22 protein-coding genes are annotated in these 22481 nt (G+C 72.7%); 10 read left to right on the forward strand and 12 right to left on the reverse strand.

Features of this window, described 5'->3' with window-relative positions:
* Positions 1 to 11: 11 nt before the first annotated feature.
* From ACLJQM_RS26280 to ACLJQM_RS26290, 3 genes are all read left to right on the forward strand, one after another.
* A complete protein-coding gene (locus tag ACLJQM_RS26280) occupies positions 12 to 485 on the forward strand; it encodes a universal stress protein (RefSeq protein WP_360775864.1) in 474 nt (157 codons plus the stop codon).
* Between the two features lie 71 nt (positions 486 to 556).
* Entirely contained in the window at positions 557 to 1819 is a 1263-nt protein-coding gene (locus ACLJQM_RS26285; protein ID WP_360775867.1) for a cation:proton antiporter, read from the forward strand.
* Between the two features lie 41 nt (positions 1820 to 1860).
* Positions 1861 to 3069, forward strand: a complete 1209-nt coding sequence (locus ACLJQM_RS26290) for an MFS transporter (protein WP_360775869.1) — start codon at positions 1861 to 1863, stop codon at positions 3067 to 3069.
* A 276-nt stretch (positions 3070 to 3345) separates the two neighbouring features.
* Here ACLJQM_RS26290 and ACLJQM_RS26295 read toward each other — a convergent pair whose 3' ends face one another.
* From ACLJQM_RS26295 to ACLJQM_RS26305, 3 genes are read right to left on the reverse strand one after another with little or no spacing between them, the layout of a single operon-like run.
* The gene (locus ACLJQM_RS26295) at positions 3346 to 4236 is read right to left on the reverse strand and encodes an ROK family protein (protein ID WP_410633129.1); all 891 of its coding nucleotides are present in this window, start codon (positions 4234 to 4236) and stop codon (positions 3346 to 3348) included.
* A complete protein-coding gene (locus ACLJQM_RS26300; protein WP_410633130.1) occupies positions 4233 to 7043 on the reverse strand; it encodes a glycosyl hydrolase 2 galactose-binding domain-containing protein in 2811 nt (936 codons plus the stop codon). Before ACLJQM_RS26300 ends, ACLJQM_RS26295 begins: the two co-directional genes overlap by 4 nt.
* Positions 7040 to 8467, reverse strand: a complete 1428-nt coding sequence (locus ACLJQM_RS26305; protein ID WP_247024215.1) for an APC family permease — start codon at positions 8465 to 8467, stop codon at positions 7040 to 7042. Before ACLJQM_RS26305 ends, ACLJQM_RS26300 begins: the two co-directional genes overlap by 4 nt.
* Before the next feature lie 138 nt (positions 8468 to 8605).
* Between ACLJQM_RS26305 and ACLJQM_RS26310 the strand changes: the two genes are divergently transcribed.
* On the forward strand, positions 8606 to 9778 hold the full coding sequence (locus ACLJQM_RS26310) for an ROK family protein (protein WP_410633258.1): 1173 nt from the start codon (positions 8606 to 8608) through the stop codon (positions 9776 to 9778).
* 85 nt (positions 9779 to 9863) lie between these two features.
* Here ACLJQM_RS26310 and ACLJQM_RS26315 read toward each other — a convergent pair whose 3' ends face one another.
* A complete protein-coding gene (locus ACLJQM_RS26315; protein WP_410633131.1) occupies positions 9864 to 10094 on the reverse strand; it encodes a hypothetical protein in 231 nt (76 codons plus the stop codon).
* Positions 10095 to 10204: 110 nt separating this feature from the next.
* Here ACLJQM_RS26315 and ACLJQM_RS26320 point away from each other — a divergent pair, with 110 nt between their 5' ends.
* From ACLJQM_RS26320 to ACLJQM_RS26330, 3 genes are all read left to right on the forward strand, one after another.
* Positions 10205 to 11692 (forward strand): MFS transporter, encoded by a 1488-nt coding sequence (locus tag ACLJQM_RS26320; RefSeq protein ID WP_410633132.1) that lies wholly within the window; start codon positions 10205 to 10207, stop codon positions 11690 to 11692.
* A 2-nt stretch (positions 11693 to 11694) separates the two neighbouring features.
* Complete coding sequence (locus ACLJQM_RS26325) at positions 11695 to 12252, forward strand: TetR/AcrR family transcriptional regulator (protein ID WP_247024219.1); 558 nt, start codon at positions 11695 to 11697, stop codon at positions 12250 to 12252.
* Between the two features lie 148 nt (positions 12253 to 12400).
* Complete coding sequence (locus ACLJQM_RS26330; RefSeq protein WP_247024220.1) at positions 12401 to 12955, forward strand: snapalysin family zinc-dependent metalloprotease; 555 nt, start codon at positions 12401 to 12403, stop codon at positions 12953 to 12955.
* Here the strand turns inward: ACLJQM_RS26330 and mftD are convergent.
* The 7 genes from mftD to mftA are packed head-to-tail and all read right to left on the reverse strand — an operon-like array spanning position 12949 to position 18551.
* Positions 12949 to 14169, reverse strand: coding sequence for a pre-mycofactocin synthase MftD (mftD, locus tag ACLJQM_RS26335; protein WP_410633133.1), 1221 nt, complete (start codon positions 14167 to 14169; stop codon positions 12949 to 12951). The two genes, ACLJQM_RS26330 and mftD, sit on opposite strands and share 7 nt — an antisense overlap.
* Positions 14166 to 15575, reverse strand: a complete 1410-nt coding sequence (gene mftF, locus ACLJQM_RS26340) for a mycofactocin biosynthesis glycosyltransferase MftF (protein ID WP_410633134.1) — start codon at positions 15573 to 15575, stop codon at positions 14166 to 14168. Before mftF ends, mftD begins: the two co-directional genes overlap by 4 nt.
* A complete protein-coding gene (locus ACLJQM_RS26345) occupies positions 15572 to 16357 on the reverse strand; it encodes a mycofactocin-coupled SDR family oxidoreductase (RefSeq protein ID WP_410633135.1) in 786 nt (261 codons plus the stop codon). The genes mftF and ACLJQM_RS26345 overlap by 4 nt, the downstream gene beginning before the upstream one ends.
* Positions 16354 to 17037, reverse strand: coding sequence for a mycofactocin biosynthesis peptidyl-dipeptidase MftE (gene mftE, locus ACLJQM_RS26350; protein ID WP_410633136.1), 684 nt, complete (start codon positions 17035 to 17037; stop codon positions 16354 to 16356). Before mftE ends, ACLJQM_RS26345 begins: the two co-directional genes overlap by 4 nt.
* Positions 17037 to 18179 (reverse strand): mycofactocin radical SAM maturase, encoded by a 1143-nt coding sequence (mftC, locus tag ACLJQM_RS26355; RefSeq protein ID WP_410633137.1) that lies wholly within the window; start codon positions 18177 to 18179, stop codon positions 17037 to 17039. The genes mftE and mftC overlap by 1 nt, the downstream gene beginning before the upstream one ends.
* Positions 18179 to 18460, reverse strand: a complete 282-nt coding sequence (gene mftB / locus ACLJQM_RS26360; RefSeq protein WP_410633138.1) for a mycofactocin biosynthesis chaperone MftB — start codon at positions 18458 to 18460, stop codon at positions 18179 to 18181. The genes mftC and mftB overlap by 1 nt, the downstream gene beginning before the upstream one ends.
* Positions 18450 to 18551 carry a mycofactocin precursor MftA gene (gene mftA, locus ACLJQM_RS26365; RefSeq protein WP_125307730.1) on the reverse strand — a complete coding sequence of 34 codons (102 nt, stop codon included), beginning with the start codon at positions 18549 to 18551 and terminating at the stop codon, positions 18450 to 18452. The genes mftB and mftA overlap by 11 nt, the downstream gene beginning before the upstream one ends.
* A 109-nt stretch (positions 18552 to 18660) precedes the next feature.
* Between mftA and mftR the strand changes: the two genes are divergently transcribed.
* Entirely contained in the window at positions 18661 to 19281 is a 621-nt protein-coding gene (gene mftR, locus ACLJQM_RS26370) for a mycofactocin system transcriptional regulator (protein WP_247024227.1), read from the forward strand.
* Positions 19282 to 19287: 6 nt separating this feature from the next.
* Here mftR and ACLJQM_RS26375 read toward each other — a convergent pair whose 3' ends face one another.
* Entirely contained in the window at positions 19288 to 20673 is a 1386-nt protein-coding gene (locus ACLJQM_RS26375) for an APC family permease (protein WP_410633139.1), read from the reverse strand.
* 119 nt (positions 20674 to 20792) lie between these two features.
* On the opposite strand from ACLJQM_RS26375, the gene ACLJQM_RS26380 reads away from it, so the two are divergent.
* Positions 20793 to 21395, forward strand: coding sequence for a TetR/AcrR family transcriptional regulator (locus tag ACLJQM_RS26380; protein WP_360775921.1), 603 nt, complete (start codon positions 20793 to 20795; stop codon positions 21393 to 21395).
* Entirely contained in the window at positions 21392 to 22459 is a 1068-nt protein-coding gene (locus ACLJQM_RS26385) for a P1 family peptidase (RefSeq protein ID WP_410633140.1), read from the forward strand. Before ACLJQM_RS26380 ends, ACLJQM_RS26385 begins: the two co-directional genes overlap by 4 nt.
* Positions 22460 to 22481: the final 22 nt, after the last annotated feature.

Consider the following 22481-nt stretch of genomic DNA (forward strand, 5'->3'; position numbering starts at 1 on the left):
GAGTGGATCCGATGGAGGGGGCGTTCCAGTCCACTGTGGAGCACTTCGGCCCGCGCCGCGACCCGGCGGCGCGGGCCATCCTGGCCGGGGTGGACGGCTCCGACACGGCCATGCGGGCGGCGGCCTTCGCGTTCGGCATGGCACGGCGGCAGGGCAGCCGGCTGGTCGTCGCCTTCGTCGCCGGCCACGCGCCGCTCATGCCGCTGCGGCCGGCCGTCGCGACGCTGATCGACCACGACACGGCCACCCACCTCTCGGCGGAGCTGCGCGGCCAGATGCGCGAAGCGGCCGAGGAGCTGGGGGTGCCGGTCACGTTCGTGACGTCGTTCGGCGACCCGTACGCGACGCTCCGGGACACCGCGGACCGCTGCCAGGCCGACACGGTGGTGGTCGGTGCCTCCCAGAAGGCGGGGCACCGGTTCGCGGGTTCGGTCGCGACGAAGCTCATCCGGGCGGGTCATTGGCCGGTCCTCGTGGTCCCGTGAGCCACGTCTCCCTCCACATCGGACGGTAGGCTCGGCGGCGACCCGAAGCCGACCCCCAGCCGTGGAGCCCGATGTTCATCCCCGCACTCCTGGTGCTTTCGGCCGCCTTCCTGCTCCGCTCGCTCGCGGCCGCGCAGCTCGACCGGTGGAACATCGCCGCCCCGGTGCTGATGGTGGTGTGCGGGGCCGCGGCCGCGCTGACCGTGGCGCCGGACGCGCTGGTCGAGGTGTTCAACACCGAGATCGCCCAGCACGTCGCCGAGCTCATCCTCGCGATGCTGTTGTTCGTCGACGCCACCGAGGTCCGCGGCGGACGGCTGTGGGGCCGCTCCCCCGGCCTCGTCGCGCGCGTGCTGCTCATCGCCATGCCGGTGAGCATCGCGCTGGCCGTGCTGCTCGGGGCCGTGCTCCTGCCCGACCTGTCGTGGCCGCTGCTCCTGCTGATCGCGTGCATCGTGATCCCGAGCGACTTCGCCGCGGCCGAGCGCGTGGTCCGCGACCGCAACCTGACGACGCGGGTGCGCGGCGTCCTCAACATCGAAAGCGGCTACAACGACGGGCTCGTCTCGCCGGTGTTCCTGTTCGCGCTGATCCTGGCGCGGACCGACAACCAGCAGAACACCGCGGAAGACGCGCTCGCGACGGCGCTGCCGTTCGCCATCAAGGCGGTCATCATGGGCGCCGCGATCGGCGCGCTGATCGGGCTCCTGCTGTTCCTGGCCGCCCGCGCCGGCTGGACGTCCGCGCAGGGCCGCCGGATCGCCGTGCTGACGACCCCGCTGCTGGCCTACGCGGCGACCGTCGCGATCGGCGGCAACGGCTTCGTCGCCTCGTTCGTGTGCGGCATCGCGTTCCGGTACGTCTTCCGCGGCAGCGCCGCCGCCTACATCCGCAAGGTGCCGGAGCGGGCCCGCGACGTCCTGACCAGCCCGACGGCCGAGCTGCAGCTGCTGGAGGAGGTCACCGGCCTGCTGACCATGGGCATGTGGTTCGTGGTCGGCGCGATCAGCGTGCTGGTGGTCCAGTTCGGGCTGAGCTGGCAGGTCGTGGTGTTCTGCCTCGCCGCGCTGACCGTCCTGCGCATCGGCCCGGTGCTGCTGTCCCTGCTCAAGACGGACCTGCCCGGCCGCGACCGGTTCCTCATCGGCGCGCTCGGCCCGCGCGGGACGACGTCGATCGTGTTCGGCCTGCTCGCGCTCAACGGGCTCGCCACCGGCGACGAAGACATCGTGCTGACGATCACGGTGGTCTGCGTGCTGGGCAGCGTGGTCCTGCACGGGATCGGCTCGGCACCGCTGACGAACCGCCTCGGTGTGGGGCGCCGGCGGCCGTAAATCGGTTGGGTCGAGGGCCCGGCTTGGGCAGGGTGGTGATCATGGCGAGCAGATGGGTGCGGTTGCAGGCTGTCGCGGTGTCCGGTTCGTCCGCCGAAGGGCTGATGCTGGCCGCGTTGCCCTTGCTCGCCGTGTCCGTCACGACCGATCCGCGGGAGATCTCGCTGGTCAACGTCGCCGGGCAGGCGCCGTGGCTGCTGCTGTCGCTGTTCGCCGGGGTGCTCATCGACCGCGTGCGGCGGACCGCCGTGCTGGCCTGGGCCTACGCCGTGCAGGTCGGGGCCGCGCTGGTGCTCGGGGCGGTCGCGTCGGCCGGGTCGCTGAGCCTGCCGGTGCTGCTCGTCGTCGCGTTCGTCGTCACCTCCGCGCAGGTGCTCGGCGACGGCGCCAGCGGCGCGCTCGTGCCGGAGCTGGTCGCCCCGGACCGCCTGGCCCACGCCAACGCGCGGCTGACGGTGATCGACCGGGGCGTGGTGCAGTTCGTCGTGCCGCCGCTGACCGGCTTCCTGGTCGCCGTCACGGCCGGGGCGCCCGCGTGGCTGGCGGCCGCCTGCGCGCTGCTGGCGCTGCTGCTGACCCGCCGCATCCCGTCGACGTCCGTGGTCGCCGCGCGCACCCACCCGCTGCGCGACCTCTCAGCCGGGCTCACCCACCTGGTCCGGACGCCGCTGCTGCGCTCGATCACGCTGAACGTCGCGCTCGGTTCGTTCGCCGCGAGCGCCGGCAACGCGATGTTCGTGCTGTACGCGACGCAGATCCTGCACGTCGGCTCGGTCGGCTACGGCCTGCTGCTCGCGTGCATGGCGGTCGGCTGGGTGGTGTCGTCGTTCGTGGTCCAGCGCATCGTCGACCGCCTCGGCTATTCGTGGTCGATGCGGCTGGCGCAGAGCCTGGGCGCGGTGGCCCCGCTGCTGCTGGCGGTGCTCCCGCCGTGGCCGCCGCTCATCGGCGTGGTGCTGGTGTTCCTGACCTCGACGGTGCTGGTCTGGAACGTCTGCTCGCAGTCCAGCCGCCAGCGCTTCACCCCGGCGCCACTGCTGGGCCGGGTGCTGACCAGCCACCGGGCGCTGGCCTGGGGGTTGACGCCGCTGGGGGCGTTGACCGGCGGTTTGGTCGCGGCGCACTGGAGCCTGCGGGGCGTGTGGGTGATGGCCGCGGCGGTGCAGGCGCTGAGCGCGGTGCTGGTTTGGTTCCAGCTTTCCCCGGCGGCTTTCCGGCGGACCGAGGAGCTGGCGGCGGCCGGAGCCTAGGCCGGGCGGCCGAGAACGCGGCGAGGGCGAACGCGGCCGCGATCCCGAGGAAGCTCCCCTGCCACGCCAGTTCGGGGTAAGACCACGAACGCGGTGGTCACCACCAGCACGATCATGGACAGGTTCGCGATCCACACGCCCAAGTCGCCGATCCACGCCGGCCGCGCCACCGTGAGGGCGAGCACCGGCGCGGTCACCACGACCGCGGCACCCGGCCGCTGTCACGTGATGCCGGGTGGCGCGCCGGGTCGGGGCACCGGTGCGCCACCCGGACGCCTACCCTCCCAGCGCCAGCGCCACCGCGCCCAGCAGCGCCGCGTCCTGGTCGAACCGGGCCGACACCAGCTCGGGCGGGAACGGGACCGCGTGCGCCAGGCGGTCCGCCAGCGCCGGCAGCAGCACGTCCGCCGAGCGGACCAAGCCCCCGCCGACCGCGATGCGCTGGGGATCCAGGGCGATCGCCAGGTTGGCCACGTGCATCGACAGCTCGTCCAGGGCCGCCGTCACCAGTTCCTTGGCCTCGACGTTCTCCTTGGCCAGTGCGAACAGCTCCCCGGCGGTGACCGGGCGGCCGAGCAACTCGCTCGCCCGGCCGCCCAGCCCACGCCCACCGACGGCTTCCTCGAGCGGCGCCGCTCCGCTCGCGAAACCCTCGGTGTCCTGCGGTGAGAGCAGGTTGTACCCGATCTCACCCGCAGCTCCGTTGGCGCCGGTCAGCAACCGGCCGCCGACCAGCACCGCTGCCGCGATGCCGGTGCCCAGGGAGAGGAACACCGCCGGGTCGGCGCCGGCCAGTGCGCCCCAGCGCCATTCCGCCAGTGCCGCCGCCTTCGCGTCCGTGCCCACCGAGATCGGCACGGCCGGGAACTCCTCGGCCACCAGCTCCGCCAGGTGCAGCTGCTCCCAGCCCGGCACGTTCGGTGCCAGCAGGATCTCCTCCGGCAGCACGATCCCCGGGCTGACGACGCCGATGGCAGCCGGCTCGGCACCCGCCTCGGCCAGGAGCGACCGGGCCCCGGCCAGCGCGCGCACCACCACCTGCTCGGCCCCCGCGTGCGCGTCGGTGTCCAGCCGGCGCGTGGCCAGCAGGGTGCCGTCGCGGTCGGCGAGCCCCAGCGCCACCTTCGTGCCGCCGAAGTCGATCCCGAGAATCCGGTCCTCGCTCACGCGCCGCTCCCCCGCACCACGATCCGGCCCGTGTTCAGCCCGTCGACGCTGATCACCGGCGCCGCACCCCGCAGGTCCGACGCTTTGTACGTGACCGTCAGCGTCTGCGACTGGCCCGGCCACAGCGTGATGTCGTTGTCGTCCCAGGTCGCGTTCGCGAGCTGGTTGTCCCCCGCCGCCTCACGGCCGTCCGGCGTGCCACGGCGGACGTCGGCCCGCAGGAAGAACGCCGCGCCCGGCGTCTTCGACGTGTTGGTCACGGTCACCGTGGAGACCAGGTCGCCACCGCTGAAGCGGGTCGACGCCACGGCGGCGACCTGCGACTTCGGCAGGTCCTGCAGCGCCTGCAGGTTGCTGTACTGCGACAGCGTCGCCTGCGGGTTGCCGAGCGTCTTGCCCCAGTCGACGACGTCCTTCTGCGTGGACAGCCAGTAGACGTTCCGGTCGACGACCTTCCCGCCGTGGGAGACCTGCAGCTCCACGAAGTAGACCTGCGCCTTCGCCGGCGCCTTCGTCTCGGCGGGCACCTTGGGCTTCAGGACCCCGGTCCGCACGCCCTGCGAACCCAGCGAGAGGCCGGACGCGGTCTGGTCGTCGAGGACCTTCCCCGCGGTGTCCAGCACGCGGGCCTGCACCGAAAGCCCGGACTGCGTCGCCGCGCCGAGGTTGTCGAGCGTCACGGATCCGTTGTCGTAGCCGTAAAGCGCGTGCAGCGGCTGGTTCGCCTTCTTGGCGCCGAAGAACGCGCCCGCCTGGTCGCCGTCGTCGTTGTAGAGCGACCACAGCAGCGTCGGCCAGCCCTTGTTCAGCTGCCAGTAGACGACACCGGTCGACGGGCTGTCCTTGTCCTTCGAGTGGTGCAGGAAGGCTTCGAACTGCGAGCGCGTGTTCTCGTAGTTCGCGATGTTCGCCAGGTCCACATAGGACTTGAGCGAGTTCCACTTCCCGTACCGCTGCCGGATCGACTGGTCGAGCGTGTACAGCGTGCCGAACGCGTAACCGCCGTGACCGGGCTCGAAGTTCGCGTGGTACTGGTTGTACGCCGGGTCCTGCCAGAGCTTCGCCTGCTCGGTCGGCGAGAGGAACCGCTTGATCGAGTCGAGCGTCGGCACGGTGTGCCCGGCGCTCTGCTCGCTCGCGAAGCCCCACGCGCCACCGGCGTTCGTGCGGGAGGAATCCTCGGCGTCGAAGTGCGAGCTGTCGTACCAGTAGGACGGCGGAACCCAGTCGTACGGCCCCTCCTTCTCCCCGGACTGGCCCAGCGCCGGCGTGCTCTTGTACTCCGCCGAGGCGATCACCGGCACCTGGAAGTCGGCTTCCCCGAACGCCTTCAGCGTCTCGGACTCCTGGCGCGGCACCGGCTCGTTGTCGCTCCAGCCGTAGTTGAAGACGCTGGGGTGGTTCCGCTCCATCTGCGCGATCGTGTACGCCGAGTCGTGCATGATCCGGTAGTCGCGCTCGGTCAGCGTCGAGGCGTCCTCGGGCTGCCAGGCGTCACAGCACAGGAACCCGCCGATGACGAGCAGCCCGGCGCGGTCGGCCTGGTCGTAGAAGTCCTGCGGCATGTCGTGGCCCTCGAGCCGGACGCCGGACAGGCCCATGTTCTTGATCAGCGCGATCTGGTGCGCGGTGTCGGCGGCGTCGTAGCGCAGGAACAGGTCGGGCGCGAAGCCGCCGCCGCGGAACACGAAGTCCTTGCCGTTGATCGTGAACTGCCGCGCGCCCTCCGGCAGGGCCGCGGACTTCCCGACCAGGCGCGAGGTCACCGTGCGGATGCCGAAGGTGCTCTTCGACGACGTCGAGAGCGTGCCGTCCTGCGAGACCGCGGTGCTCAGCGTGTACAGCGGCTGGTCGCCCATCGAGTACGGCCACCAGACGCGCGGGTGCGCGATCTTCACCGGCGCGAACGCCACGGTCCGCTTGGTGTTCGCGGGGATCGTCACGCGCTGCTTGACGACGACCGGCGCACCCGAGGGCGGGGTGATCGTCGCGGCGACGTCGCCGGTCTGCGGCGCGGCCGCGTCGTTGGTGACGTCGACCTTCACCGTCAGCTTCGAGCTGGACAGGTCGGCGGCGTTGTCCTGCACGACGTGGGCGTTGTCGCCGGTGAGCGCGTCGGACACCTGCAGCGTCGGCGGGAACTGGATGCCGGTGTTGTTGTCCGGCGGGATCTGGCCCCAGTCGACCTGGTCGAGGGTGTACATCTTCAGCGGGTCGTTCGGGTAGACCTTGATCGCCAGGGTGTTCTTGCCCGGCTTGACCAGCTTCGTGACGTCGAAGGTGTGCCCGGCGAACGCGCCGCTGACGATGTCCTTCGTGGCGACGAGCTTGCCGTTCACCCAGACGTCGCCTTCGCCGACGATGCCCGGGATGGTCAGCTTCGCGTGCTGGCCGGCCTTGAAGCCGGGAGCGAAGTCGGTCCGGTACCACCACGGGTCGGAGAACGGTTTCGTGACGACGGGGCCGAGCTTGTCCACGTACCCGAAGCACTTGCGCATGTTGTCCGAGTAGAAGACGTTCGGGCACTTGCCGTTCTGGACGAGGGCGGTGATCTCGGTGCCGGGCGCGCCGGCGTCGTCCGGCTTCACCGGCAGCCAGCCACGGGTGGCGTACCCCGGCGTGGAGACCTTTTCCCCGCCGTCCTTGACGTTCGCGGTGGTCAGCACCTGCCAGCCCTGCGTGCCGATGGTGGTGAGCCCGTGTGGCTTGGCGAACGCCTGCGTGTCTTGAGCGGCGGCCGGGCCGGCGACGGCGAGCACGCCGGGGACGAGCACCAGTGCGGCCACCGCCGCGAGTTTCCGGGTCATGCCTGGGCCCCTTCCGGGTCGGCGGCGAAAGCTTCCTTGATCTCCTTGGGACCGAACGGCCACGTGTTCTCCGTCTTGGCGTAGACGAGGTACGCGAGCGCGCCGAGGGCGATCCAGCCCAGCGATAGCCCGATGGACAGCGGCGTCGCGGAAACGTAGATGTAGACCCAGCCGACCAGCGCGAGCAGCGTCGGCAGCGGGTAGAGCCACTGCCGGTAGGGCCGCTTCAGCTCCGGCTGGCGGCGGCGCAGCGTCCAGATGGCCGCGACCTGGGCCAGCGACTGGATGATGACCAGGGTGGAGACGGCGGCGTTGATGACGTCGGTCAGCGTGAACAGCGAGCCGATGATCGTGATGGCGCCCATGGTGAGCACGCCGGCGGTCGGCAGGTTCAGCTTGGGGTGCAGCTTGCCGAACATGGACAGGAACACCTTGTCCCGCGCGGCTTCGAACGGCACGCGCGAGCCGCCGAGCAGGCCGGCGAACACCGAGCCGATGGCCGCGACGACGATGAAGACGGTGACGATCTTCGCCGTCACGGTGCCCCATGCCTGCTCCAGCACGGTCGAGGCGACCGAGGTGGCGGTCTTCAGCTCTTCCAGCGGAACCGAGCCGAGGACGCCGACCTGCAGCAGGAAGTACAGGCTCATGATGCCCACGATGGAGAAGAGGATCGACCGCGGGAGCGTCCGGCCCGGGTCGCGGACCTCGCCGCCGAGGTAGGCGCTGGTGTTGTAGCCGAGGTAGTCGTAGATCGCGATGATCAGGCCGGCGCCGAGGCCGCCCCAGAACGTGCCCGTGCCGGCCGAACTGAACGCGCCCGGGGTGAAGGCGAACGCCTGCGCGCCGCTGAAGTGCGTGAACGCGGCGACGACGGTGGTGAGCACCGCGATCAGCATGACCACGAACAGCACCGTCGTTAGCTTGCCGATCTGGCCGATCTTGCGGAACAGCGCGGCGACGATGACGAGCGTGATGCCGACGCCGATGATCTTGCCCAGCGGCGTGGTGCCCGCGTCGTCGGTGACGCCGGGGATCAGGTAGCCGAGGTACTGGACGAGCCCGATGATGCCGGTGGACATGATCAGCGGGATGAACAGCACCGCGCTCCACACGAACAGGAACGGCATCAGCCGTCCGGTGCGGTACTGGAACGCTTCGCGCAGGTACAGGTAGGTGCCGCCGGCGCCCGGCATGGCGGCGCCGAGTTCGGCCCAGATGAGCCCGTCGGCCAGCGCGACGATCGCCCCGATGATCCAGCCGAACATCGCCTGCGGTCCGCCCATGGTGGCGACCATGGCGGGGATCGTGACGAACGGGCCGATACCGCACATCTGCGTCATGTTGATCGCGGTCGCCTGCAGCGGGCCGATCTTGCGCTCAAGGGCCGGTTGCGGCGCCCCTGAACGAGTGGGTGAACTCACGACGTGCCTCCGGCTAGTAGTTAGTAAAGTTTCTTAACATAGAACGGGCGGAGTCGAAAGAGTTCCGTGGATAAACTTGCGGCAACACAGGAGGATTCAGTGGGGCAAAACGGGCCGCAGGTGGGAACCCCGGCGAACATGCGGGCGCTGAACCAGCGCCTGGTCCTGGACCGGCTTCGCGGTCAGGGCGAGGCGACGCGACCGCAGATCGCGGCGGACACGGGACTTTCGAAACCCACGGTCGGACAGGCGCTGCTCGACCTCGAGCAGCACGGACTGGTCCGGACCACTGGGCGCAGCCTGGCCGGGCCGGGGCGCGCGGCGGTCGTCTACCAGGCCGCGCCGGACGCCGGGCACGTCGTCGGCGTCGACATCGGGCGGCGCGCGATCCGGATCGCCGTCGCCGACCTCGAAGGCAGCATCGTCGCCCGGCTCGACGAGCCCAACCGGTGCCGCTCGGCGAGCGCGCTGGTGCGCACGGTGAGCGAATCCGTCGAACGCGCGGTGGCCGCGGCCGGGCTGCGGCCGCACGAGGTCGTGGCGACGGTCGTCGGCACCCCCGGCGTCCCCGACCCGGCGACCGGCACGGTGCACCGCGCACCCAACCTGCCCGGCTGGGAGCGGCGCGGGCTGCTGCACGAACTCGTCGCCGCGCTGGCCGTCGCCGGCTCGGACGTCGTGGTGGAGAACGACGCGAACCTGTGCGCGGTCGGCGAGCACGCCCTCGGCGCGGCGCTCGGCGTCGACGTGCTGGTGTGCCTGACGGTCGGCACCGGCATCGGCATGGGCCTGCTGGTCGACGGCCAGCTGTTCCGCGGCGCGCACGGCGCGGCGGGCGAGATCGCGGACCTGCCCTACGGCCCGCTGCCCGCCGGCGCGGCCGCCCGCCGCCCCGGCCCGGTCGAAACGGCGGCCGCGGGCCAGGCGGTGGTCGACGCGGCCCGCGCGCTGGGCTTGACGAAGGCACGCACGGCGAAGGACGTGTTCCGGCTGGCCCGGTCAGGCGACTCGCGGGCGCTGCGCGTGGTCGAGGAAGAAGCCGAGAAGCTGGCGTACGTGGTCTCGGCGGTGACGGCCGTCCTGGACCCCCGCCTGATCGTGCTGGGCGGCGGCATCGGCGGCAACGCGGACCTGCTGGCCGAGCCGATGCGGCGCGCGCTGGCGGCGACGATCCCCGTCGTCCCGGAGATCGCGGCCGGCCAGCTGGGCGAGGACGCGGTGCTGGCGGGCGCGATCGCGACGGCGCTGGGCACGGCCCGCGAGCTGGTCTTCGACCGCCGCGGCCTGCACCGCACGGCCAGCGGCGCCTGACCGGTCAGCCGCGCGCCCACTGTTCCAGCACCGCGACCTGCCTCGCCCCGCCCTCGACCACGCCGCGATCCTCGCTACAGGTGAGCTAGTCCGAGGGACCGCGCAGGGTCAGCACCACCCGCAGCACGTACTCCACCGCCGTCGGGAAGGTCGCGCCGCGAAGTTCACCGCGGTCGGCCAGGTTGCGGGAGGCGAACTCCAGCTCACGCTCGGGGCCGCCCCGGCGGACGACCAGGGCCGCGATGTCCTCGAGGTCGAGGTCCGGGTGGTCGAGCCGGGTCAGCGCGAACTCGATCATCAGCTCTTCGGCCGTCATCCCGCTCCTCCCGACTCCTCCAGCGTAGCCACAACCGCCGGGCCGGGACCGGCATTCCGTGGCCGAGCTCACCCGCATTACTGTACCGTCCAGACGGTATAGTAGTCGGCATGACCACGACCCGCGCCCCGATCCGGCAGACCCTCAGCCCCCGTCGCCGATGGGCCGCGCTGGGCGTGCTCGTCGGCGCGGTGCTCCTGCTCGCGATCGACGGCACCGTGCTGTACCTCGCCGTGCCGTCCCTGACCCGCGAGCTCGCGCCGACCGCCACCGAAATCCTGTGGATCGGCGACATCTACTCGCTCGCGCTGGCCGGCCTGCTCGTCACGGCGGGCAACCTCGCCGACCGCTTCGGCCGCAAGAAGGTGCTGCTCCTCGGCACGGCCGCGTTCGGCCTCGCGTCCGTGCTGGCCGCCTTCTCTCCCACCGCCGGCGTGCTCGTCCTCGCGCGGCTGCTGCTCGGCGTCGCGGGCGCGACGATCATGCCCTCGACGCTCTCGCTGATCCGCACGCTGTTCACCGACCCGCGCGAGCGCACCCGCGCCATCGCGATCTGGTCGGCCGGGTCCGGCGGCGGCATCGCGCTCGGCCCGCTCGTCGGCGGCACCCTGCTGGAGCACTACTGGTGGGGTTCGGTGTTCCTGATCAACGTGCCGGTCGTCGTGGTCTTCCTGATCGCGGGCGCGTTCCTGCTGCCGGAGTCGCGGGACCCGAACCCGGGCCGCTTCGACCTGCTCTCGGCGGCCCTCTCGATGGTGGCGATCGTGCCGCTGGTGTACGCGGTCAAGCACGCCGTCAGCGAGGGCCTCGACGTCCGGGTGGCCGTGGCCGCCGTGCTCGGCGTCGCCGCCGGCGTGCTGTTCCTCCGCCGTCAGCGGCGGGCGGCCGATCCGCTGATCGACGTCGGGCTGTTCCGCAACGGCGCCTTCAGCGGCGCGGTGCTCGCGAACTTCATCTCGGTCTTCGCGTTGATGGGACTGCTGTTCTTCTTCTCGCAGTACCTGCAGCTGGTTCGCGGCTTCTCGCCGCTGCGGGCCGGGCTCGCGGAGATGCCCGCGACGCTGGCCTCGATCGTCGTCGTGGCCGCCGTCGGCGTGGTCGTCCGGCGGCTCGGGCAGGGCCGGGCGGTCGCCGCGGGCCTGGGCGTCGCCGCGCTCGGGCTGGCGCTGGTCGCGGTCGCCGAGCAGGCGCCGCAGTACTGGTGGCTGGGCCTGACGCTGGTACCGGTCGGGCTCGGCGTCGGCCTGGCGCTGACGCTGACCGTCGACTCGGTGCTGTCCGCCGTCGCGCGGGACAAGGCGGGCTCGGCGTCGGCGATCTCCGAAACGGCCTACGAACTCGGTGCGGCGCTGGGCATCGCGCTCCTCGGCTCGCTGGTCACCGTGGTGTACCGCGTTTTCCTGCCCGCGGGGGCGCCCGGCGAGGTCCGGGAGTCCCTCGCCTCGGCGGTGTCCGCGCTCGACCCGGCGTCGGACCTCGCCCAGGCGGCCCGGGACGCCTTCACCGGCGCCATGCAGGTCACGTCGCTGGCGGCGGCCGCCGTCACCGCCGTCGCGGCGCTGATCGCCTGGCGTACGATTCCGTCCGGAAAGGACTGAGCATGCCTCGCAAAGCCGGGCGCAGCCCGGAGGAAACGCGCCGGGCGCTGCTCGACGCGGCCGCGACCGCCATCCGCACGCGCGGGATCTCGGCGTCCCTCGACGACATCGCGCGGGTGGCCGGGGTGTCGAAAGGCGGGCTGCTGTACCACTTCCCGGCGAAGGACGCGCTGGTGCGCACGCTCGCCCAGGACATCCTCGACACCTTCCGCACCGAGGTCCACGCGGCGCTCGACCCGGCCGACACCGCCCCGGGCCGGCTCGTGCGCGCCTACGTCCGGGCGTCGCTGGACACGTCCCAGGACGAGGTCGCGATCCGGGAGAACATCGCGCTGATCGCCCAGCTCATCTCGATCCCGGAGATCGCCGGGCTGGCCCGCGCGGACGCCGAGCGGTGGGACCGCGAGCTGCACGACGACGGCCTGCCGGCGGACGTGGTCACGCTGGTGGTCGCGGCGGCCGACGGGGCGAGCACGGCACCGCTGTGGGGCGTCGGCATCGACGTCGCGGCGGCACGGAGGCTGGAGCGGCAGCTGCTCGACCTGACCCGGGGCACCTGACCAGGGCCGTGTCAACCCGTCGAAGGTGTTGGTAAATCACCACTTCCCGGCCCATACGTTAGTCGGCTCCGGCGAACGTGTCTTCCGGGTAAATTTTCGACAGCGCGCGCAATTCCGGCAAATCCCCGTCCCCACGAGGAGTTCTCCGATGTCGAGGAAGTTCGCCCTGGTCGGCGCAGCCGCACTCGCCCTGACCATGACCCCGCTCGCCGCGGGGACCGCGTCGGCCGCCACGGACCAGGAAGCCGCGGTCACGACGGTGTACTACAGCACCGCCAGCGCACCGTCGTTCCGCTCGGTGATCAACGCCGGTGCCGCCAACTGGAACAACAGCGTGACCAACGTCAGACTGGTCGAGCGCAACTCCGGCGCCAGCCTGCGCTACACCGAGGGCAACGACCCGCGTGGGTCCTACGCCTCGACCAACGGTCACGGCAGCGGCACCATCTTCATCGACTACACCCAGGCCCGGCAGTACAACCCGACCCGCATCGCGGCGCACGAGACCGGTCACGCCCTCGGGCTGCCGGACCACTACTCGGGCCCGTGCTCGGAGCTGATGTCGGGTGGCGGCCCCGGCCCGTCCTGCACCAACGCGGTGCCGAACTCGGCCGAGCGCAGCCGCGTGAACTCGCTGTGGGCCAACGGCCTCGTGGCGACGAACGCGCAGGAGCGCGTCTACGAAACCGTGTACGGCTACTGAGTTCGCTGAAGGTGGCCCGGGCTCCGGTCCGGGCCACCTTCGCGCGCGGCCCCGAGTTCGGCCGCGAAGCCCGCCGGCACCAGCACGTCCTCCCGGGTGAGTTCGTGGACGCTCTTCTTGCCCAGCGCCAGCAACGTCGAGTCGATCCCGTTGCGCAGCACGTCGAGGACGTTCTCCACCCCGGCCTGCCCGCCGGCGGCCAGCCCCCACAGGTACGCGCGGCCGATCAGCACCGCCTTGGCGCCCAGCGCCAGCGCTTTCACGACGTCGCTGCCGCGGCGGATCCCGCCGTCCAGCAGGACTTCCACCTCCGAGCCGACCGCGTCCGCGATCGAGGGCAGGGCGCGGATCGTCGCCGGGGTGCCGTCGAGGTTGTTGCCGCCGTGGTTGGACACCGACAGCGCGCTGACGCCGGCGTCGACCGCGCGGCGGGCCTCGTCGACCCGGATCACACCCTTGAGCAGGAACGGCCCGTCCCACCGCGCTCGCAGCCAGGTCACGTCCTCCCACGACGGCGGCGGCGTCTGCATCCACTGGCCGTACGCGCCGAAGAACGTCGGTGCTTCTTCGCCCGGCGACGCCATGTTCGGCACGCTCAAGCCGGGCAGCCGCCGCGTTTTGACGTAGTCCAGGAGCCAACGCGGGCGGGCGATGCCTTCCGGGGCGAACCGCAGCAGCTCGCGCGGAGTCAGCCGCTCGGGGATGTGCGGGCTGCCCCAGTCGCGGCTGTGCGAGAACGACCAGTCGAGCGTCAGGATGATGCCGACGGCCCCCGCGGCGCGGGCCCGGTCCAGCCGCCGCTCGATGTCGTCGCGGGTGCCCGTCCAGTAGACCTGGAAGTACGTGTTCGGGTTCGCGGCGACCACCTCCTCGATCGGCTTGCTGCCGAAGGAGGACAGCCCGATCGACGTCCCACGCGCGGCGGCCGCCCTGGCCACCGCGACCTCGCCGTCGGGGTGCACGGCCTGCACCCCGGTCGGGGAGATCAGCACCGGGAGGGCGACGTCGCGGCCGAGCACGTGCGTGGCCAGGTCGCGCTGCCCGTAGTGGCCGGCCGTGCGCGGCGCGAACCGTAGTTCGTCGAACGCGCCGAGGTTGTCGGCCAGCGTGAGGCCCTTTTCCGAGCCCGCGATGAGGGCGGAGTAGACCGAAGCGGGCAGCCGTTTCTTCGCGCGCCGCTGTGCCTCCGCGACGGATTCGAACCAGGTGGTCATCGGGTTCCCTTCGTGGTGAAGCGCAGCGGGCGCCGGACGAGCGCCGGGCGGACCGGCTCGAGCGTGCGGTGGGCCAGGCAGCCGGCCCAGACGCCGCCGCCGTACGCGACGTCGTCGGCGATCGCCGCCGCGGTGTAGCGGACGGGATCGAGTCCGGGCCGGGTCTTGGCCCACGCCGTCAGCGGCGGGCCGAGCAGCAGCGACGCCACGGCGGCGCGTCGGCCCCACCCCCGCGGGACGAGCAGGGCGGCGAGCAGCGGCGCCGCGAACTGGGTGCCGTAGCGGCCGCAGCCGAGCCACGTCTGGTGCACGGCGGTGGCCATCGCGCGCACGACGCCGTCGGCCGGGACGTCGTGGGCGCGCAGGGTGCGGACCATGCCGCCCACCGCGCCGGCGAACCCGCCCGCGGCGAGCAGCGGACGCCCGGCCAGCAGCGCGCCGACGGTCAGCGCGGGCCACGGGTGCAGCCCCAGCGGCGCGAGCGCGCCCGGGTGCCGCTTCGCCAGCGGCGCGGCGGAAGTGCCGTAGCGGGCGCGCCGGCCCAGCAGGGCGCGCCAGGTTTCCGGTTCGTGGTGGCCGACGGTGACGTCGGGGGCGTACCGGACCCGGTACCCGGCCGCGTGCAGCCGCCAGACCAGGTCGACGTCCTCGCCGACGCGCAGCGCGGGATCGAACGCGCCGGCCTCGACGAGCGCGCTCCGGCGGACGACGAGCGCGGCGGTCGGCACGTACGACGTCCGGGTGCCGGGCGCGACCCGCGCGGGCCGGTCGCCGAGGTCGAGGCTGGAGGCGGCGCGCGTGTACCGGCCGGCCGCGGTGTCCGCGGCGAGCGGGCACACCCGGGGCGCGACCGCGGCGACGAGCGGGTCGGCGAAGTGCGCGGCCAGCGGCTCCACCCAGCCGGGCGCGGGCACGCAGTCACTGTCCACAAAGGCCACCAGCTCGGTGGGAACGTGGTCCAGCGCGGTGTTGCGCGCGGCGCCGGGGCCGCCGTTGACGTCCCGGCGCACGAGTTCCGCGCCGTGCGCGGCGGCCACCCCGGCGATGGCGGCGGGGTCTTCGGAGCCGTCGTCGACGACGAGGACGGGGTGCCGGGCGCCGAGCCCGGCGAGGCAGCGGGCCAGAGGTCCTGGCCGGCCGAGGGCCGGGACGACGACCGTGACGTCCGCGGCGCGGTCCGGTTCGGGCGGCAGCGGGTGGGCGAGCCCGGCGTCGGTGAGGTGCCGGGCGAGCGCGCCGGTGGCCGCGGAGGAGACCGGGCCGTCGGCGAGTTCGCGCAGCGCGGCCTGCCCGGCGGCGGTCAACCGCAGGACACGGGCCGGGGAGCCGCCGAAGAGGAGGTCGGCGGTCAGCTGCCGGGTGTCGCGGTCGAGGGCGATGCGGAACCCGGGTGGCAACGGCGTCACAGGGCCAGCCCGCCGTCCACGGGCACGACGGCCCCGGTCACGGCCCCGCGGTCCGGCCCGGCGAGGAACGCCAGCACAGCGGCGACTTCGCCGGCGTCGAGCAGGCGGTGCACGGGTTGCTGCGCGGCGAAGGCGGCCGCGTCGGGCAGGGCGTAGAGGCGGGCGCTCTCGGCGAGGATCGGGGTGTCGGTCGAGCCCGGGCTGACGGCGTTGGCGGTCACGCCGGTCTCCCCCAGTTCGGCCCCGAGCGCGCGGACGAGCCCGGCGACCCCGGCTTTCGCGGCGCAGTAGGCGGCGAGCATGGGCAACCCCCGCGTGGCGGCGGCCGAAGCGACGGCCAGGAACCGCCCCGACCGCGGTTGTGGCCTGCGAAGCAGGGCGGGCACGGCGGCGCGGGCGAGGTGGACGACGCCGTGGAGGTCGACCTCCAGGACGGCCCGCTCCTGGTCTTCGGGCACCTCCCACAGGGGTACTCCCCCGGCGATGACCCCGGCGGCGGCGATGGCGACGTCGAGGCCACCCCAGCGTCGTTCGGCTTCCCGGACGGCGGCGGCCATGGCCGCGGGATCCCTCACGTCGGCGACGAAAGCGGCGGCGTGCCCACCGGCTTTTTCCACGACGGCGGCGAGGTCGGCTTCGGTCCCCATGGGGTAGGGCAGGGCGGGGTCGTCGGCGGCCACGTCGACGGCGAGGACGGCGTAGCCCTGCTGCGCCAGGCGCAGGACGGTGGCGGCCCCGATCCCCCGCGCGGCCCCGGTGACGAGCGCCGTCCGGTGCGTCATGCCCGCCTCCATTCGTCCACATGCGACACCAGCGCGGCCGTCAGCCCGGCCAGCAGTTCCTTGCCTTCCACCGCGGTCGCGCCGGTCGGGTCGCCGAGCACGCCGGTCGCCGTGACCGCCCGCACCCCGCCCTCCCGCAGCAACGGCAGCAGCTCCCCGATCGGGCGCCGATCCCCCGCGACCGCTCGTTCCATCCGGACGCTGCCCGGCCGCATCGTCAGCTGCAAGGCCGTTTCCACGCGGCCCGCGTGCGGCTCCCCCGGCCACCGCGGCCGGAACACCGACACGTCCCGCGACTCCGCCCGCAGCCGGGCCGCCGCACGCGTCACCGGCCCGGTGTTGCCGCCGTGCGCGGACACGAACAGCAGCCGCCCGAACGTCTCCGCCGCCGAGCGGCCCAGCTCCAGCAGCAGGAACTCCGTCGCCTCCTGGCCGATCGACAGCGTCCCCGCGAACCCCGCGTGCTCGCCGCTCGAGCCGTACGGCACCGCGGGCGCCACCAGGACTTCCGGGCGCGCCGCAGCCAGGCCGTCGCACAGGGCGAGGGCGATGTCGGTGTCCGTCGTCAGCGGCAGGTGCGGGCCGTGCTGCTCGGTCGCGCCGACCGGGACCGCCAGGATCGCGCCCGCCGCCGCGCGGGCGGCGACGCCGGGCGAGGACAGGTCCGCGAGGCGCACCATCAGGCCAGCGGGTTTTCGTCGCAGGGGCGGCGCATCCCGATGGTGACCGGGACCGGACGCCGCCGGTGCGAGTGGTCCAGCGACGGCTTCGGGACGCTGGTGACGCCCGCCAGCGCGAGTTCGCCGTGGCCGCGCACGCACTCCGGGTCCGGGCCGTCGAGCGGCAGGCCGGTGAAGAACTTCGCGGCCATGCAGCCGCCGCGGCAGGCGTCGAACGCCGAGCACGACGTGCACGCACCCGCGCTCTGCGGGCTGCGGAGTTCCGTGAACAGCTCGGATTCGCGCCAGACGCGCGTGAAGCCGCCCTCGGACCGGGTGTTGCCGGCCAGGAAGGTGTCGTGGATGGCGAACGGGCAGGCGTAGACGTCGCCGACCGGGTCGACCAGGCACACCACCCGCCCGGCGCCGCACAGGTTCAGGCCCGGCAGCCCGCCGCCGCCGTAGCCGGCCAAGTGGAAGAACGAGTCGCCGGTGAGCACGTTCTCGCCGTGCGCCACGAGCCAGTCGTAGAGCCCCCGCTGCTGGGCGGCCGTCGGGTGGAGCTCGTCCCAGGTGTCGGCGCCGCGGCCGGACGGGCGCAGCCGCGTGATCCGCAGCTGGGCGCGGTACCGGTCGGCGATCGCCTTGAACGCGTCGAGCTGGGCGATGTTGTGCCGCGTCATGACGACCGAGATCTTGAAGTTCTCGAAACCGGCGTCGGCGAGGTGCTCCATGGCGCGGATCGCGGTGGCGTAGGAGCCGGGGCCGCGGACGTGGTCGTTGACCTCGGCGGTGGCGCCGTCCAGGGAGATCTGGACGTCGACGTAGTCGCTCCCGGCCAGCCGTCGCGCCACTTCGGGCGTGATCTTGACGCCGTTGGTGGAGAACTTGACGCCGACGTGGTGCTCGGTGGCGTAGTCGACGAGCTCCCAGAAGTCCGGGCGCACGGTCGGCTCGCCGCCGCCGATGTTGACGTAGAAGATCTGCATGCGCTCGAACTCGTCGATCAGCGCCTTGCACTCCACTGTGGACAGTTCGCGGGGATCGCGCCGCCCGGAGGAGGAAAGGCAGTGCACGCAGGAAAGGTTGCAGGCGTAGGTCAGTTCCCAGGTGAGGCAGATGGGCGCGTCGAGCCCGTACTGGAATTCGTCCACGAGGGACATCAGAGACTCCTCGGCTGGATCATCCGCGACTCGGCCAGTGCGGCGAGCGCGGCGCGGTAGCGCGGCAGCTCGGGGGCCCCGACCCCGGCACCGGCGCAGGCGGCGCGGGCGCTCGGGTGCGCGTCCAGCGACCGGACGACGTCCAGCAGGGCCGGGCTCTTCAGGAACGACAGGCGGCGGGTGCCGAAGTGGTAGAGCAGCGCCCCGAACCGCTCCGGCCGGATCGCGACCCGGCTGTCGAGCCGCCAGGCCGCGTCCAGGTCGAACGGCTCAGTAGACACCGCACATCCCGTCGATCGAAACCTCCTCGACCAGCAGGTCTTCGGCGACGGGGGTCTCTTCGACGGGCTCTTCGGCGATCTTCTCGGTCATCGTGACTCCTTCGGCACGGGACTCCTATTTCGACACACTGTGACGAATATCGAGCAGAGTAATGTCACGCAGTGTCAGAAACAACCCCCGGAAAGGGAACGGCACCCGGATGACCCAACGCACCCCCGCGGCCCGCCGCGGCAGGCCACCCGGCACGAGCGCCCGCGAACTGGAGGTCATCGCGCTGCGCCTGTTCACCGAACGCGGCTTCCACGAGACGACGGTCGACGAGATCGCCGCGACCGCGGGCGTCAGCCGCCGCACGTTCTTCCGCTACTACGACGCCAAGTCCGACGTCCTGTGGAACGAGTTCGACGCGGAGGTCGCCGCGATCACCGAACACCTCGCCGCGGCCGACGGCACCCTGCCGGTCCTGGACGCGGTCCGCGAGGCGGTCATCGCGGCCAACCACTACCGCGCCGAGGACGTCACGGAACTCCGCATGCGCATGCACCTGCTCAGTTCGGTCCCGGAACTGGCGGCGAGCGCGACCCGCCACTACGACGCGTGGGAGCGCGCGGTGAGCGCGTACGTCGGCGCGCGCACGGGCCAGCCGGCGGACGCGCTGTACCCGCTGGCGGTGGGCCGCGCGGTGCTGGCCACGTGCCGCGCCGCGTACGAGCGCTGGTCGGCCCGCGCGGACGCGGACCTGACGGTGTACCTGGACGCGGCTCTGCGAGCGTTGGCCACCGGCTTCGCCGACCCGTCCCCCATCGAACCCGGGAACTGAGGGCGGTCAGTCCCGGGCGGGCTCCTCCGCCGTCTCCTCCCCCACCGGCTCGGCCAGCTGCCACCCGCCTCGGCGCCGCAGCACCAGTACGTAATACCCCACCGCCAGCAGGACGATCCCCGCCGTCACGATCAGGCTCGGGCGGCCGACCGCCGGGTCCACGACGTTCTGGTACACCACGAACACCAGCACCGCCAACGCCAGCACCGGGGCCACCGGGAACCACGGCATCCGGTACTGCGCGTGGGCCGTCGCGCCGGTGCGGCGGCCGACGATCGCGCCCAGGCAAAGGGCCGCGTACACCGCCACGATGGACGTGCTCGTCACCACCAGCAGCAGCTGCGGGTCCACGAAACACAGCGCCGCCGCGACGATCCCCGTGCCGGCCGTCGCCACCCACGGGGTGCCGAAACGGGGGTGGACCGCCGCCAGGGCTCGGTTGATCGCGCCCGGCCAGGCTCGGTCGCGGCCGCTGCTGAAGACCAGGCGGGAGCTGATCAGGACGATCGCCAGGACCGCGTTCATGATCGCCAGCGCCACCGCCAGGCTGAGCACCGTGTCGAGCGTGCTGCCGCCGCGGGCGGTGATGAACGTCGACAGCATGTTCTCCGAGCCGAACAGCGCGCCCAGGTCGGGCGCGCCCAGCAGGACCGCCGTCACCGGGACCAGCTCGGCGACCACCGTGATCGCCAGCGCCAGGAGGATCGCGCGGGCGATGCCGCGAGGGGCGTCCTGGGTCTCCTCGCCGAAGTACACCGCCGAGCCGTAGCCGTTGTAGGCGAACATCGCCACCGACGTCGCGATCGCGATGGCGCCGATCGTCGCGGGGCCGCCGCCGGCCGCCACCGGGTGGGCGACCAGGTCGGTGAGCGGGCGGGCCGGGTGGAGCAGCCCGAGCGCGCCGACCACCACCAGCGCCAGGATCTCGATGGCCAGGAAGATACCCGTCACCCAGGCGTTCAGCTTGATGTCGAACACCCCGACACCGGCGGCCAGCACGCACGTCACCGCCGCGGCCACCGGGCCGGGCAGGCCCGGGAACAGCACCCCCAGGTACGTCCCGACGCCGAGCGCGATCACCGCGACGATCAGCACCTGCGTGATGATCATCAGCCCCAGCACGGCGAACCCGGGCAGCCGCCCCAGCGTGCGGGCCACGATCGCGTACTCGCCGCCCGCGACCGGGAACGCCGACGCGAGCTCGGCGTAGACGAAGGCCATGAACACGCCGACCACCGCAGCGGCCGCGAAGCTGAAGAACGCGCCGGTCCCGGCGCCGGCGAGCACCCCCGGCGCGATGATGAACACCGACGACGCGGGGCTGATCGCCGAGAGCGTGATGAGCAGGGTGCCGAGGGTGCGCAGGCCGCGGCGCAGGGCGGGAGTGGTCACGAGCGGGCCTCCAGTTCTTTGAAGCTCCTTCGAACAACCAGGTGACCACGCATCAAAGGCGCTCGTGGCAGACAAGTCAAGGTCTTGTTTTTTCCGAAGTTCCTTCGAAGAATGACCTCATGGCACGACCGAGCAGGGCCCCCGAGCGGCGGGCCGAGCTGATCGCGGTGGCGCGCCGCGCCGTCGTCGAACGCGGCATCCTCAACCTGCGGCTGCGGGACGTCGCCGACGGCGCCGGCCTGTCCTCGGGCTCGGTCCTCTACTACTTCCCCACCCTGACCGACCTCCTGCGCGAGGTGCAGCAGGAAGCCGTCGAGCGCTTCTGCACCCAGCGCGAGGACGCCGCCCGGGGCGGGACACCGCGCGAACGCCTGCTGGCCACGATCCGCAGCGGCCTGCCCACCGGGCCGTCCGACGAACTGTGCGTGCTGCTCTACGAACTCGGCACGATCGCCCGCCGCGACCCCGCCTACGCCGCCCGGCACGTCGCCCTGTTCGAGCGGCAGGTGCGGATCTACACCGGCATCCTCGAAGCCGGGGCGGCGACCGGCGAATTCACCCTGACCGCCGAGCCGGTCGCGATCGCGCGCAACCTCGTCGCACTCGAGGACGGTTACGGCCTGCACCTCACCCAGGCGGTGCCCACAGTGGACCGGGCCACCGCCGAAGCGATGCTGCTTTCCTTCGCCCGCACCGCCTGCACCTGGGAGGACCTGTCATGACCCGTGCCCGCGACCTGGGCATCACCCTGCCCGGCCGGCCCGGCACGCACAACGCGCTCACCGACGTCGCCGGCGTCGAAGTCGGCTACACGACGTTGATCGAAGGCGATTCGGTGCGCACCGGCGTCACCGCGGTCCTCCCCCGCGGCCGGGCGGACTTCGCCGTGCCGTGCGCGGCCGGGACGTTCTCCCTGAACGGCAACGGCGAGATGACCGGCACCGCGTGGCTCGCCGAGACCGGGTCGCTGGCCCTGCCGGTGCTGATCACCAACACCCACGCCGTCGGGCCGTGCCACCGCGGCGTGATCGACTGGGTGGTGCGCGAGCGCCCCGACGTCGCCGCGGAATGGCTGCTGCCGGTGGTCGCCGAGACGTGGGACGGCTACCTCAACGACATCAACGCCCCGACGATCCACAGTGGACACGCGGGCGCGGCCCTCGACGCCGCCCGGGGCGGAGCGCTCGACGAAGGTTCGGTCGGCGGCGGCACCGGGATGACCTGCTACGGCTTCAAGGGCGGCACCGGCACGGCGTCCCGGCTGGTGCCCTACGGCTCCGACGAGTACACCGTGGGCGTGCTGGTGCAGGCGAACTTCGGCAGCCGCCGCGAGCTCACGGTCGCGGGCGACCACGTGGGACCGCGGCTGGCGGCGGACGACCCGATGGCGCACTGGGCGCCGGCCCCGCCCGGCGCGGGTTCGGTCATCGTCGTGGTCGGCACGGACGCGCCGTTGCTGCCGGGCCAGTGCACGGCGCTCGCCCGGCGCGTCCCGCTCGGCCTGGCCCGCACCGGCACGACGGGTTCGCACTTCTCGGGCGACCTGTTCCTCGCCTTCAGCACGGCGAACCCCGGCGCGCTGACGAGCGCGTTCCCCCGCACCGCGGAAGCCGAGTACGAGCAACTGCGGTTCGTGCCGTGGGGCCGGATCGACCCGTTCTTCGAGGCGGTCGTGCAGGCGGTGGAGGAAGCGGTGCTCAACGCGCTCGTCGCGAACCGCGAGATGACCGGCCACCGCGGGCACCGCGCGCCCGCATTTCCCGCCGATTTTTCCCGGCGGAACTGACCGGATCGGCCCCCGACGGTGC

This window comes from Amycolatopsis sp. cmx-4-83, from assembly GCF_046548815.1.
GTDB classification, from domain to species: Bacteria; Actinomycetota; Actinomycetes; order Mycobacteriales; family Pseudonocardiaceae; genus Amycolatopsis; species Amycolatopsis pretoriensis_A.